The organism is Bacteroides sp. D2 (genome assembly GCF_025147085.1).
Taxonomy (GTDB): domain Bacteria; phylum Bacteroidota; class Bacteroidia; order Bacteroidales; family Bacteroidaceae; genus Bacteroides.
In genome coordinates this window covers 4,415,809-4,429,510 of record NZ_CP102261.1, presented here as the reverse complement: position 1 = coordinate 4,429,510, position 13,702 = coordinate 4,415,809, and the positions used below count along the sequence as shown (strand labels likewise).

Annotated in this window: 11 protein-coding genes; 3 read left to right on the top strand and 8 right to left on the bottom strand. The window is 43.8% G+C overall.

Translation table 11 applies throughout. The features are described 5' to 3' along the window. Positions 1-214: 214 nt before the first annotated feature. Positions 215-1,138 (bottom strand): DUF3845 domain-containing protein, encoded by a 924-nt coding sequence (locus tag NQ505_RS15755; protein ID WP_369748248.1) that lies wholly within the window; start codon positions 1,136-1,138, stop codon positions 215-217. A 15-nt stretch (positions 1,139-1,153) separates the two neighbouring features. Here NQ505_RS15755 and NQ505_RS15750 point away from each other — a divergent pair, with 15 nt between their 5' ends. Next, positions 1,154-1,738: a Crp/Fnr family transcriptional regulator gene (locus NQ505_RS15750; RefSeq protein ID WP_008999267.1), complete on the top strand. Its 585-nt coding sequence runs from the start codon at positions 1,154-1,156 to the stop codon at positions 1,736-1,738. A 2-nt stretch (positions 1,739-1,740) separates the two neighbouring features. Here NQ505_RS15750 and NQ505_RS15745 read toward each other — a convergent pair whose 3' ends face one another. From NQ505_RS15745 to NQ505_RS15735, 3 genes are all read right to left on the bottom strand, one after another. Next, positions 1,741-2,643 carry a helix-turn-helix domain-containing protein gene (locus NQ505_RS15745; protein WP_032853561.1) on the bottom strand — a complete coding sequence of 301 codons (903 nt, stop codon included), beginning with the start codon at positions 2,641-2,643 and terminating at the stop codon, positions 1,741-1,743. A gap of 93 nt (positions 2,644-2,736) precedes the next feature. Continuing rightward, entirely contained in the window at positions 2,737-4,479 is a 1,743-nt protein-coding gene (locus NQ505_RS15740) for a bifunctional metallophosphatase/5'-nucleotidase (RefSeq protein ID WP_008999265.1), read from the bottom strand. Further along, a complete protein-coding gene (locus NQ505_RS15735; protein ID WP_008999264.1) occupies positions 4,476-6,404 on the bottom strand; it encodes a sensor histidine kinase in 1,929 nt (642 codons plus the stop codon). Before NQ505_RS15735 ends, NQ505_RS15740 begins: the two co-directional genes overlap by 4 nt. A 118-nt stretch (positions 6,405-6,522) precedes the next feature. Between NQ505_RS15735 and NQ505_RS15730 the strand changes: the two genes are divergently transcribed. After that, positions 6,523-8,655, top strand: a complete 2,133-nt coding sequence (locus NQ505_RS15730) for a Tex family protein (RefSeq protein WP_008999263.1) — start codon at positions 6,523-6,525, stop codon at positions 8,653-8,655. Here NQ505_RS15730 and NQ505_RS15725 read toward each other — a convergent pair. Then, positions 8,627-9,523, bottom strand: coding sequence for a CPBP family intramembrane glutamic endopeptidase (locus tag NQ505_RS15725; protein ID WP_008999262.1), 897 nt, complete (start codon positions 9,521-9,523; stop codon positions 8,627-8,629). The two genes, NQ505_RS15730 and NQ505_RS15725, sit on opposite strands and share 29 nt — an antisense overlap. 103 nt (positions 9,524-9,626) lie before the next feature. On the opposite strand from NQ505_RS15725, the gene NQ505_RS15720 reads away from it, so the two are divergent. Next, a complete protein-coding gene (locus NQ505_RS15720; RefSeq protein WP_032853612.1) occupies positions 9,627-10,676 on the top strand; it encodes a leucine-rich repeat domain-containing protein in 1,050 nt (349 codons plus the stop codon). Between the two features lie 389 nt (positions 10,677-11,065). Here NQ505_RS15720 and tnpC read toward each other — a convergent pair whose 3' ends face one another. From tnpC to NQ505_RS15705, 3 genes are all read right to left on the bottom strand, one after another. After that, positions 11,066-12,631 (bottom strand): IS66 family transposase, encoded by a 1,566-nt coding sequence (tnpC, locus tag NQ505_RS15715; protein ID WP_004304902.1) that lies wholly within the window; start codon positions 12,629-12,631, stop codon positions 11,066-11,068. Positions 12,632-12,717: 86 nt separating this feature from the next. Then, complete coding sequence (gene tnpB / locus NQ505_RS15710; protein WP_004296723.1) at positions 12,718-13,068, bottom strand: IS66 family insertion sequence element accessory protein TnpB; 351 nt, start codon at positions 13,066-13,068, stop codon at positions 12,718-12,720. Beyond that, a complete protein-coding gene (locus NQ505_RS15705) occupies positions 13,056-13,460 on the bottom strand; it encodes a hypothetical protein (protein WP_004307670.1) in 405 nt (134 codons plus the stop codon). Before NQ505_RS15705 ends, tnpB begins: the two co-directional genes overlap by 13 nt. Positions 13,461-13,702 lie beyond the last annotated feature (242 nt).

The window sequence follows — 13,702 nt, the reverse complement described above, 5'->3', positions numbered from 1 at the left end:
GTACTTTTACTATTAGCCGGATAAACTAGAAACAGATAGCTTAAATTCAAACAAATAATATTTGCTATTTCTGATTGATTGATTAACTTTGTATTGAAAACGTTCTTTGATAAAGATGAAATATAAGAGGTGATATTTATAAGAAAGGGCATGAGTACCGTTTTTTAATGCAAATTCGGTGCAAATGGATTTTATAAATATTATAAGATATTAGTTATAAGCGTTTTAGATGGTGTACAAAAACGCCTCTCACGCATGTAATACGAGTTCGATTCTCGTACCCACTACCAAAGAAAAAGAGGAAATGCAGTTTAACTACATTTCCTCTTTTTTCTTTATAGATCTCGAAATAAGATTCCTTATCAATCCTCAACCGGACTCTATCCTCCCTTTTCTGTCCTGCCAGATTCACAAACAGATTGAAATACAGTTGGCTGAAAGAAAGGTTGGAACGATCATAAGTAATATCAAACGTCCAGGTTCTACGAAAAGAATCGAACGTAGCATACGATTGCTCACCCCCTTTACACATAAACACTTCCGGGAAAGACGTAGGGGGATAAGGCTGGAATAAACCCGCTAATTGAGCATAAATATAGTCAATCATCCATTCGTCTCCTGTTAAAGTCAATTCTCCCTTTAAACGGAGTTTAATGGCATAACTGGCAGTCACGTCGGACGAAGTATAAACAGGAACCTGGCTTTCTGCCGGATAGTTGCCGTCTTTATATCCAAGACTCATCGTTAGTTTGGATAGACCGACACCATTAAAGCCACTCACCTCCTGATCTGCCAACCGGTTTTTCAGACTGACCATGAATGTCAGTTTACCGAGCGTCGGATCACCCGGATATTGTGCAAGCGTGTCCAGTACATAATCTTCGGTATTGTAACTACGGGCTATTAAATCACCCTTTCCAGCCTCCAAAGCCGGACCGCCTCTTTCCACATCCACGTTGCCAACCGGATAATAAATAGCATCATTATCCCTTACACAACCACTCAAACAGAACAGCAACACTGCCAAGCCTATTATCTTATTCATAATCATCTTACCTCTTGATTTTGCGGACAAAGATACATCTTTTTTATACCACACTTGATTTATGTCAACCGTTTTTAGTATTTTTGCACACATCAAGACAGAAAAGACATGGATACATTATTAAGAGAGACTGTAAATGCTGTTGTAAATTCCCGCTTTCCGGAAATGAGTATAGAAGGAAGACGACAGATAGAAAGTATACTGATTCGTGAAGAATTTCCCAAAGGAGCAATAGCGCTGAATGAAGGAGAAGTAGCTCATGAAATCGTATTTGTCGGCAAAGGGATGCTTAGGCAGTACTATTACAAGAACGGGAAAGACGTGACCGAACATTTCTCATACGAAGGATGTATCGTGATGTGCATTGAAAGTTTTCTAAAACAAGAACCTACCCGACTGATCGTGGAAACCCTCGAGCCTTCCATCATCTACCTGTTCCCTCGCGACATGATACAAAAATTGGCAAAAGAGAACTGGGAAATCAATATGTTCTACCAAAAGATACTGGAATACTCCTTGATTGTGTCACAGATTAAAGCAGACTCCTGGCGCTTTGAATCCGCCCGCGAACGCTATAATCTCCTGCTCGAAACACATCCGGAAATCATCAAACGTGCACCTCTGGCACACATCGCCTCTTACCTTTTAATGACACCGGAGACATTAAGTCGTGTACGCTCCGGTGTTTTATGATTTTAGCGACTTTTCCGATATTCTTTAGGAGACATGCCGGTGTAATGCTTGAAATACTTTCCAAAGAACGACTGGTTGGCAAAATTCAACCGGTCGGCAATTTCCTGAATATTCATGCTTGAAGAATTCAGAAGCGCTTTCGCCTCCAGAATCACCAGTTCGTCGATCCACTCTCCCACCGTTTTTCCGCTGACCTCTTTCACCACCCCCGAAAGATGTTTAGGCGTCAGACACAACTGGTCAGCATAGAATTTTACGCTCCGTTCAGACTGGTAAGACTCTACCAAAGACTCATAAAAACGTTCGAAGATATATTCTTTCCGGCTTTTATTCTTCATGGTAGTAGCATTGGCAGGCGCGTGATTAGTGAAGATATTACAAAGCTCATAAAAGAACCCTTGCATCAAGCCCATTACCACTTCTTTACGATATAAAGCCTCCTTATTCCTCAACTGCTTTCTGATAAATGCATGATACTCCTTCACAGTCTCCTGCTCCTGCGGCGTAAGATCGAAACACGGGTAATCTTTCAGATAAAAGAATAAGGAAAGCACATTACCAATCTTAGGCAACGCCTCCAACAAGTTTTTCGACACAGCAAAGAATATCCCTTTAAAATCAGAACTGAAACGCCGCTGTTCAACAATCTGGCTAGGCAGTGCGATCACCATTAATCCGGGAAACAGTTGAAACTCACGCAAACTAATATTAAAAGTACCAGCACCCTCCAGACAAAGACCTACCGTCAACACCTCCAGTTTAGTCGGTCCATTATACAACGATATAACGCTCTCCGTGTCGAAGAGCGCTATATCATTATCAACAACATCAATGTTGTCAGAATCTATATGTTTAGAATGAACTACCGAAGAAATACCTACTTTTGGAACATTTTGAATATACATACTCTCTCTTTTTTGCGACAAATATACCAGCATTTAATCAGATATACAAGCCGTTCAAGAGTATTATCAGACATAATGAACACTTTTAGTTACTTATTGAACAGACCGGAATAAATATTCAGAATCACGTTTGGCAGCCGGCACTGTCCATTTCTCCGGAACAAACTTCCACTGATTCAGGGCTTTGGGGTCCATCGTACCTTTCTTTTCGATATAATTCATCAAATAGAAACGAAGATCTTTATCCGTAGAGAAAATAATGCGGTCCTTCAATTCCTCCTGCGGAATACCCGATCCTTTCGTCAACAGTTCTCCACCACCATTACCACGATAAGAATTTAAGGCCACTTTATATATCTTATCCATACGGAAAGGAGAACCGTCCGCCATGCTCGTAATCGTAATCTTTTCCCCCTGCGGTTTAGTCACGTCCACCGTATAAATAATGCCGGAAGCCGAATCGAAATTAAAACTGAAGTTCTGGAAAGAAGCCCTGTCTTCCGCACCTTCCCGCGGTTTCTCCTTGAACCAGAGCAGATGATCTTCCGGTGACTTCATCCGGTTCGTCCACATATAATAAGACATCTCCAGAAAATCCTTAATCTCCTTTCCGGACAACGTCATCACATACAGCATATTCTCATACTTATACAAGTTGAACATATCACTGACAAACACATCCCCCTTCTTTATCTCCGCATCAAACGAAAGCGGAGCGGCAAAAGAGATGTCAGCTCCGGTAATATCGAGCTGTAAAGTATGTATCAAATCAATAAAAGCAGAAGGACCGAAGAAAGCAGGATGAGTAGAGATACTCTCGGTAAAAGTACCGATCTTCTTGGATACAAACTTCTGCACCGTCTCATATTGCGGAGCAAAACGCTTCATGAAATCCTCGCTGATTCCGTAAGCTTCCGTTTCTGTCAACTCCCCTTTGATGTCCTTGCTCTGCACCTTTCCATCTTTCAGCTTCAAGGTCACATCGACATTAGACAATACAATTCCATTGCTGGCCGGATCGATAATCAACACCGAATCTCCGGCTACATTCATCACCTTCTTACATTCGCTGGCATGATCGTGTCCCATCAATACAATATCGAATCCCGGCACATTCTTCGCTACATTGAGAGAAGCATTCTCATTGTATTTACCCGACATTTTGAAAGCCTCCTGTCCGGCATGAAACAATCCGATCACCAAATCCGGATTCTCTTTTTCACGGATAATCTTCATCCATTTGCGTGCCGTCTCTTCCATATCGTCGAAACGCAAGCCTTTCCACAGATTTTCAGAAAGCCATGCAGGGATGGCAGGAGTAATCATACCCAATACCACAATCTTCACGCCATCACGTTCCAACACCTTATAAGGAGCCAGATGGGGCTTTCCCGTAGACGTATCAATGATGTTGGCACCCAACACAGGGAAGTCACAAGTGGCTATCCAACGGTCGAACACAGCACGCCCCGTTTCCACATCATGGTTCCCCATATTACCGGCATCATATTTCATGAAATTCATCATTTCCGAACAAAGATGAGGAGACACCGTATCTATATAATTATAGTAATAGGCAGTAGGCTGTCCCTGCAAAATATCACCATTATCCAGCAATATCAGATTCTCTTTATACTGTTCACGCTCTTTCTGCACGAAAGAATAAATACGTGCCAGACTACCCTTCCACTCGTGGCGGGTTATAAAATTGTAAGGATAATAATTACCATGTACGTCACTCGTTTCCACAATCTTCAGCTTCACCACCTTTTCCTGCGCCGCAACAGACAGTACGAGACAGAAAAGCAAGCCATAAATAAATCCTATTCGTTTCATTCTTTTTCTATATTTAGCGGATGCGAGAATACGAACCGTGCCCCACCGGTATAGTCAGGATCGATCCATATACTTCCTCTCCATTTATGCACAATCAATTTACAGATAGACAATCCCAATCCGGTTCCCTGGGCGTACTCATTCAGCTTTTCAAAACGCTCGAACACAAGTCCCTGTTTTTCTTTCGGGATACCGCATCCGGTATCCGTTACCGAGAAAATAGCCATTTGCTTTTCCTCATTCACAGAAAAGTCCAAAGTAATCTTCCCGCGTTTCGTAAATTTGTCCGCGTTGGACAGCAGATTAATGATTACCTGTTGCATACGCTGCACATCCGTCACCATCCGGAAAGTTTCAAAAGAAGTGGAAAACAAGAACTGGTTGTCCGATGACTGCCGTGAAAAACTAACAGAGGCAACCACCTGACTACACAACTGCACCACATCACATTCCTCCCATGTCAAAGTCACCCGGTTCGCCTCCAGACGTGAAAGATCGAGAATATCATTAATCAGACGAAGCAACAAATCCGAATTGGTTTTGATAATCTTATAATAAGACTGCTGTTCATCCTCCGTGCTACCGCCCATTGCCAGTACATCCGAAAAGCCGACAATCGAGTTCAACGGCGTCCGTATCTCATGACTCATATTGGCAAGGAAAGCACTCTTCAGACGATTAGACTCTTCCGCCCTGTCTTTCGCTACACGCAAATCCTTCTCCGATTTCAGAAGCTCGTCTTTCAAACGTTTCGTACGGAAATAATAGAAAAGAGAGATACATAAGCCAAGTACCAGAATCACGAACAAAGCACAAGCAGACCATATCTGATAAGTATATTGCTGATAGAACGAAACCGGTTGGTTGACAAGCTGCACTTTAAAAGGCAACACACTCGGGTGCAGCCCCCACTCTTTCACCTTCCGGCTATCCAATACCGCTTTAGAGCCAATGATCGAAAGATGCTTCCCCGTATCCTCCGGGTGCTGATCCATCCGTACGGACTCCATAGCCATTTCTCCTCCCACTTTCCGATAATCGGGCAGCACTCCCCCTATCGCCCAATAGCCAAGGCTCACCGATGAAGGAGTAAAAGCTGGGATGGTAGGAGTAGCCTCCATCATGGCATACGTCGCATTTCGCATGAAATACCCCTCGTTCATATCCACACGCCACGTTCCCACCAAAATAACCGTATTTTCGGGCAACTGTCTTAATTCCTCAACGATGGTATAAATAGAATGCCTCCGGCCGTCCATCAAAATCAAATCCAGATCGGGGAACTTCTTCATTTCTTTTCGTACCAACGATTGCATGGTCACTCCACCATAAGTATTGTCCGAGATAAAGGCAATATGTTTCGTTTTCGGATAGAAAGCTTGAATCATGGAGATATTACCTTCTATATTATATTGATTGATAAATCCCGATTCCAGTTCGGGAATATCCAAATGATCTTCAAAGATATCGACAGATTCGGGCATCCAGCAATCAAGGTTTTCCACCGTATCTTTCGGCAATATCACCACATTGCTACTGACCAGACTGCACATCACCGGCACTTTCACCTGCATTTCATCCCTCTGCGACAAATAGGCAGCCCATGCCTCCTGTCCTAATAAGATAATTTGTGCCGGATGCTTTTCTCCCTGATATTTAGCCAGAATCTGCGTCATCATCGCGCTCCATAACGGAGCCTCCGAGAAGCTTTTACAATTCATGTTTTCGATGATAATGTCGCGCTGTCCTCCCAACTTACTATATTCATCCATATAATCGGAAATAGTGACCGAGGTTTGGTGCGCTGCCGGATTATAAGAGCAAATAATCAGAATAGGTTTCTTATCTTTAGAGACAGCCAATACTTCCGTTGACTGCAGAAGCCAAAGGAAACAGATAAAAAGATATCCAAGACGTCCCAGCATAATTATGCAGTTTTGATGTGTTAATTCATTAATTGAGTTGCAAATATAGTAAAACTTGTCGGGTTTAGCAGATTTATATGTATTTTTGTCGCTCATTTACTCTCAAAAAATACAAATTATGGAATTATTTCACAAGATGATTTCCGGTTTTTTGGGTATACCGGAAAGACAAATAAGTAGTACACTCCATCTTTTGGGTGAAGGTGCTACGATTCCCTTCATCAGTCGTTACCGTAAAGAAGCCACCGGCGGACTGGATGAAGTGCAGATAGAGCAAATCAAAGAGCAACACGATAAGTTGTGCGACATAGCCAAACGGAAAGAAACGATTCTCGGCACCATCAACGAGCAGGGAAAACTGACTGCCGAACTGGAGAAACGTATCAACGACACCTGGAATCCGACGGAACTGGAAGACATTTATCTTCCTTATAAACCCAAGCGGAAGACACGTGCTGAAGTAGCCCGCCAGAAAGGGTTGGAACCGCTTGCCACCATCCTGATGTTGCAAAGGGAAAACAACCTTAGTGCCAAGGCTGCCTCCTTCGTGAAAGGAGACGTGAAAGATGTGGAAGATGCCCTAAAAGGCGCCCGTGACATCATTGCAGAGCAAGTGAACGAGGACGAACGTGCCCGCAACGCGGTACGTAATCAGTTCAGCCGCCAGGCAGAGATTAGTGCCAAAGTAGTGAAAGGAAAAGAGGAAGAAGCGGCAAAATACCGGGATTATTTCGATTTCTCCGAAGCACTGAAACGTTGCACGTCCCACCGCCTGTTGGCCATCCGCCGGGCAGAGTCGGAAGGCCTGCTAAAAGTATCCATCAATCCCGACGACGAGGCATGTATCGAACGCCTGGAACGTCAGTTCGTACGTGGCAACAACGAGTGTAGCCAGCAGGTGGACGAAGCCACAGTCGATGCCTACAAGCGTCTGCTCAAGCCTTCCATCGAAACAGAATTTGCCGCTCAATCCAAAGAAAAAGCCGACGAGGAAGCCATCCGGGTATTCACCGAGAACCTCCGCCAACTTCTTCTCGCCCCTCCATTGGGACAAAAACGGGTGCTCGCCATCGACCCCGGATTCCGTACGGGATGTAAAGTTGTCTGCCTCGATGCACAAGGCAATCTGTTGCATAATGAGAATATCTATCCGCATCCTCCCGTGAACAAAACAGGAGAAGCTGCTTCCAAACTCCGTAAGATGATTGAGGCCTATCAGATAGAAGCCATCTCCATCGGCAACGGAACGGCAAGCCGTGAGACAGAAGATTTCATCAACAGTCAGAGCTTCGACCGTCAGATACCCGTGTTTGTAGTCAGTGAACAGGGAGCTTCCATTTATTCGGCTTCGAAGATTGCCCGCGACGAGTTTCCCGATTATGACGTAACGGTGCGTGGAGCAGTCTCCATCGGCCGCCGCCTGATGGACCCGTTGGCAGAATTGGTGAAGATAGATCCTAAATCCATCGGTGTAGGTCAATACCAGCACGATGTAGACCAGACAAAACTGAAAAAAGCGCTCGATCAGACAGTAGAGAATTGCGTGAACCTGGTCGGTGTAAACCTGAATACGGCAAGCAGCCATCTATTGACTTATATCTCCGGACTGGGACCGCAACTGGCTCAAAACATTGTCAACTACCGGGCGGAAAATGGAGCTTTCAGTTCGCGGAAAGAGTTGATGAAAGTTCCTCGCATGGGTGCCAAGGCTTTCGAACAGTGTGCCGGATTCCTCCGCATCCCCGGAGCCAAGAATCCGCTGGACAACACCGCCGTGCATCCGGAAAGCTACCACATCGTAGAGCAAATGGCCAAAGACCTGAAATGTACCATCGACGAACTGATAGCCGACAAGGAACTCCGCCGGAAGATTAACATCTCCGCCTACATCACCCCTACCGTCGGTCTGCCCACCTTACAGGACATTCTGCAGGAACTCGACAAGCCGGGACGTGACCCGCGTAAGGCTATCAAAGTCTTCGAATTCGACAAGAACGTGCGCACCATAGCCGATTTGCGCGAAGGAATGATTCTTCCGGGCATCGTAGGCAACATCACCAATTTCGGGGCGTTTGTCGATATAGGTATTAAGGAGAACGGACTGGTGCACCTCTCACAATTAGCGGAACGGTTCATTTCCGATCCAACGGAAGTGGTATCCATCCATCAACACGTCATGGTCAGAGTGATGAATGTAGATTATGACCGGAAACGGATTCAGCTTAGTATGATCGGGGTACAGCAAGACTGATTGCTTCCCTTTTTTCTCCCCACCACACGATCAGAATCGTAAAAACAATCATAAGTACTGTGCAAATGAGCGAGCCTTCAAAACCGAAGGCTCCGCCATTCAGTACGTTTTCTTCGGGCATACGCAAAGTCAGCATGCTCGTCGTGAAATTATTTCCGCTCACCTGATAACCTAGAATCGGACCTTGAATCCAATTCCAGAAAAGATGAAGAGAGATAGGGAAACACAGATTCCGGGTATAAAGATAGGAAGCACCCAGTAACATACCGGCAAGTAAGAGATTAAGCATCGGTAGGAAAGCTATTTCCGGATTAAAGATATGCATAAACGCGAATAATGCCGATGAGATGAAGAGCGCCAGGAATTTATTCATATTGGTATGAAGCAGACGTCCGAGGATATAGCCGCGCATCAGAATTTCTTCAAACAACGCCACTAACAGGAAAAACACCCACGACCCCAATAAATCCAACGGCTTAAACTGAAAACCGGTGACTTCTATTTCTCCCAAAACAACAGAGATTCCGAAACCCAGCAAATAGAGCAAGATTGCCATCAGAAGACCATACCACAGTCCACTGGCATGTCCTTTTAAAGAAAGTCCCAAATCAGAAAACGGACGACGTTCGAGACGAAGCAAGATTACGGCAGCAGTAAGAACAGCCAAAAGCATACTGGCCTCCACGAAAATATACCCTACTACTCCCGGATGACGAGCCTCCACTCCAAGAACCAACGACAAGCCTCCGCTGACCAGTGTCCCATACAATCCAATAAATATGAAAAGTACCACAATAAACAGCGGGATACATGCCCACACAGGAAGTCTTCTGGGTTCTTTCTTCCCATCTATGTTGTCTGCCTCCATTTTTACAATTTGTTAATCCGGCTACAAAATTAGATATAAAACATAAAAAAACATCATGTATTCTCTATTTTTCCTATATTTGTCAGAACAAATCTACAAAATTATGAAAATTAAACTACTATTGATAAGTTTCTTACTGGCCGCTAATGCATTAGGAGCCGCCGCCCAAGTGAGTAAGACGTATTATGTGAGTAAGCCCGGTACGCTGATTTCCATGATGACTGAAGAGGAAGCCAACAGTGTCACCCATCTCACACTGACCGGAAAGCTGAATGCAGAGGACTTCCGGCATCTCCGTGACGAATTTGCCAATCTGAAAGTATTGGATATTTCGAACGCAGAAATCAAGATGTACAGCGGAAAAGCCGGTACTTATCCCAATGGAAAATTCTACATTTATATGCCGAACTTCATCCCTGCCTATGCTTTCTCGAATGTGGTAGACGGAGTGACCAAAGGTAAAGCCACTCTGGAGAAAGTGATTCTTTCGGAGAAAACAAAGAATATCGAAGATGCTGCTTTCAAAGGCTGTGAGAATCTGAAAATCTGTCAGATCCGGAAAAAGACAGCTCCCAACCTGCTGCCGGAAGCATTGGCAGACAGCGTTACCGCCATCTTCGTCCCTCTGGGCAGCAGCGACGCTTACCGCTACAAAGACAGATGGCAGAATTTTGCTTTCATTGAAGGTGAACCGGTAGAGACTACCCTGCAAGTGGGTGCAATGGGTAAACTGGAAGAAGAGATCCTGAAAGCGGGACTGCAACCCAGAGACATCAACTTCCTGACCGTTGAAGGGAAACTGGATAACGCTGACTTCAAACTTATCCGCGATTATATGCCGAATCTCGTATCGGTTGATATTTCCAAGACGAATGCAACAGCTATCCCCGACTTCACTTTCTCGCAGAAGAAGTATCTGCTGAATATGAAATTACCTCATAACCTGAAGTCAATCGGACAGCGTGTATTTAGCAATTGCGGTCGTCTGTGCGGCACGCTGGAATTACCGGCCAGTGTAACGGCTATCGAGTTCGGTGCTTTTATGGGATGCGATAATCTCCGCTATGTGTTGGCTACGGGAGATAAGATTACAACGCTGGGAGATAACTTGTTCGGGGAGGGAGTTCCGAGTAAGTTGGTTTATAAGAAATAAAAGAATTGAGGGCTGTCTAAAACTTCAACTTACTAAAAACAGCCCTTTTCTTATTTAAAAGAAACATGCTTTTGGTCAATTTTAAGCAGAATGAATATATTCATGATTATTTCACATATAAGTTGTTTCCTCTTCCTAAAGCATAGCTTTTGCACACCTAAAGCTAAGCTTTCCGTTCTCTAAAGCTATGCTTTTTACTTATACTAAAAGAAGTTTCACACTTCTCCTACAAAAAACTCATTTCTCTATTCTCCTTCACCTTTCTTCTGAACTCCTGATAAATAAGCTCTTTACGGGTGAAGGTAGAGCTTTTCATCATTACATTCATCGTGTAAGCGTCTCCGCGATTCTATATAGTGTATTAAAATAAAAAGGCTAATGATCCCTTTTTAGTCATTAGCCTTTTCCCATCTGTCAGGAAGCAGTTCCCTGTATTTTTCAATTGGTGTGTTCGGTTGCCATTCGGCTGTTCTGTTTATCACATCCGTGAGATACTCAAATAAATTCACTTTATGCATCCTACAAGTGAGTGCTATCGTATAGAGTATGGCGCCTCGTTCGGCCCCCTTATGGCTGCCGAAGAACAATGAGTTTTTTCTTGATAAGGATATGTACCGGTTCATCCGTTCAACCATATTGTTGTCCAGATAAGTGTCACCATAATTAAAGATGTCCACCACTGCATTCCACTCATTGCGAAGATAGGTAATGGCTTCCTGCAGTTCGCTCTTAGGTAATAAATCCCCCCGTTCTTCTATTTCATCAAGCACATCTTTTATTTCTCCGAGTATGTCCGGCGCATACTTTTTTCGATGCATAAGATTCTGTTCTACCGTCCATCCCTCAACCCCAACTTTATGCTTATGCTCGTTTTGATAAAGTGCGTTTATCAGCTCCACGATTCTTTTTGCATCCGGGTCCTTCTCACCGCAATCTATAAATTTCCGTTTTATATGTTGCAAGCACGGGATGCGTGTGATATTGGGATAAGCATCGCTTTCGAGCTTCCGGTAAGGTGAGTAACCATCGCTTTGTATGATACCTTTGCAACTGCCTAATTCGTTAAGAATAACTCTTTCAGACCGGGAGCCGTCATCATAGAGCAAGTATATCATCCTGGTGTTTATGCCGACAACCACCCAAAGGTATCCCTTCCTGACTCCTTTTCCCTTGCTGTTCTTTTCCGGGACGAGTATTTTGTAATAGGTTTCATCGGCTGCCTTATAAGGATCACTCAAAGCTGTCTGCCGGATGCACTTATAAAGATTTTCGAAGAGGTTTGAGGCTTTCTCTATCAACTTATGAGCCGTAGGTTTCTTCAGCGTAAAGCCATGACTCTCGAAGTAGTTGATGATTCTTTCAACAGGTAGCGATTGTATATAACGTAATTCCATCAATCCGGCAATAAATGAACCGTCATAGCTGGAATTCAAGAAGGCCGAAGCCGGTGTTTTTCCCTCAAACAGGCGACCTTCTTGCGTATAGGTGTGTATCTTGTAGACATGCTTGATGAAGCGCATGGGTACACATTCATAGCGGACGCATATTCTGGGAACAGTGGTAAACAACCGGGCCTTATTGATGTCAAAATCGGGATCATCGGGATAAACGACATGTTCTTCTTCCTCCATCTCATAATGCATGTCACGTTTGGCCCCATTGTTCTTTCTTGCTTTACGCTTATCTGCTTTTTCCGCTTCTATCTTCTGCCGCTCTTCTTCGGATATGGCAGATTGGGGAGCCTGTTGCTGTTCGGATGTGTTGGATACAAGTTTGGCGAGTCCCTTAGTAAGGCGCTGTTGCTTGCTAAGAGATTCGCCTTTTTGAAGGAGTGCCTCTTTAAGGGAAGAAACCTCCTTTATCAAAGCATCTATTTGGTCCAAGAGTCTGTTGTTGTCATCTCGTAATCCCTTGATTTGTTCCTTCAATAACTCTATGATCTCATCCTTTTTCATGGCATAAAGATATAAAAAATCAACGAATTGGCCAAATAAACCGGATGATATCTTTAGCGCAAATAACTAATAATCAGAATGTTGAATTAGATCCTAAAACGCTTTCTCAACCGTACAGACTTTAATGACACTCCATTTAAGATAAAAGACAAAACCTGATAAGAAATCTCGTAATTACCTGTATTGGGGTTAAATGTCGGTAACTCAAAACTTCCACCTTCGAGGCGCTTGTAGTACAGAAGAAAGCCATCGCCATCCCAACGCAGTATTTTTACACTTTGTCGGTTTTTACCAAAGAATAAAAAGATATCTCCGGAAACGGGAGACAAGTCCTTCATTTCCGATCGTATAATTTTGAATAAACCGTCAATGCCAAGGTTCATACGAACAAAGCCCTGGTACAGATAGTATCGATTGGCTGATGTTAGAGAATACATGGATCTCCCTCCTTTCTTTCGTAATCGCGCAACATTTTAATAACACCACCGGGTGTGGCCCGTTTGACCGAAATGGTGGTTCCACTGTTAAAGGTGATTGTGATCCCGGCAAGACTAAACTCTTCTTCCGACAACATGGCGGGTGCTATTTGAGTGAATGAAGGAGAGGAAGTTGTCGGTTGGGAGGGTTCAACGCCGCCATAATAATCACGGACCACATCTGCCTTGGCTTGTTTAACGCTATAGCCCCGTCTGGACATCCAGGAACTCATACCACCAAAAGTGGTATGCTGATCGCGGCAAACATCGGCTAAAGAACAATTGTAGTCTACTTTCAATACTTCAAGGAAATGTTTCCAAGTTTTTCCAAATCGATTTTCTGCTAAATCCATAATGCTTCATTTTTATACATAGCAAAAATATAAGAATGAAAAAAGGACGACAAGATAGAATCGCGGAGACGCTTACGAGACGCTTACGGTGAAAAAGACGGTGTAAGAGCGTCCCTTCACCCATAAAGAGCTTATTTATCAGGAGTTCAGAAGAAAGGTGAAGAGCAGAAAAATAACTACGCTCGAGAAAGAGAATTGAATATTAATTATGTGCATAATGCTTCTGTCCTGTTATTACAATC

What these genes read in the sequence shown, in the direction of transcription:
- tnpC (WP_004304902.1), bottom strand. Translation starts at nt 12,631, where the DNA reads ATGAAAAAGGATGAGATCATAGAGTTATTGAAGGAACAAATCAAGGGA.
- NQ505_RS15740 (WP_008999265.1), bottom strand. Translation starts at nt 4,479, where the DNA reads ATGAAACGAATAGGATTTATTTATGGCTTGCTTTTCTGTCTCGTACTG.
- NQ505_RS15750 (WP_008999267.1), top strand. Translation starts at nt 1,154, where the DNA reads ATGGATACATTATTAAGAGAGACTGTAAATGCTGTTGTAAATTCCCGC.
- tnpB (WP_004296723.1), bottom strand. Translation starts at nt 13,068, where the DNA reads ATGTATTCTCTAACATCAGCCAATCGATACTATCTGTACCAGGGCTTT.
- NQ505_RS15755 (WP_369748248.1), bottom strand. Translation starts at nt 1,138, where the DNA reads ATGTGTGCAAAAATACTAAAAACGGTTGACATAAATCAAGTGTGGTAT.
- NQ505_RS15745 (WP_032853561.1), bottom strand. Translation starts at nt 2,643, where the DNA reads ATGTATATTCAAAATGTTCCAAAAGTAGGTATTTCTTCGGTAGTTCAT.
- NQ505_RS15735 (WP_008999264.1), bottom strand. Translation starts at nt 6,404, where the DNA reads ATGCTGGGACGTCTTGGATATCTTTTTATCTGTTTCCTTTGGCTTCTG.
- NQ505_RS15720 (WP_032853612.1), top strand. Translation starts at nt 9,627, where the DNA reads ATGAAAATTAAACTACTATTGATAAGTTTCTTACTGGCCGCTAATGCA.
- NQ505_RS15730 (WP_008999263.1), top strand. Translation starts at nt 6,523, where the DNA reads ATGGAATTATTTCACAAGATGATTTCCGGTTTTTTGGGTATACCGGAA.
- NQ505_RS15705 (WP_004307670.1), bottom strand. Translation starts at nt 13,460, where the DNA reads ATGGATTTAGCAGAAAATCGATTTGGAAAAACTTGGAAACATTTCCTT.
- NQ505_RS15725 (WP_008999262.1), bottom strand. Translation starts at nt 9,523, where the DNA reads ATGGAGGCAGACAACATAGATGGGAAGAAAGAACCCAGAAGACTTCCT.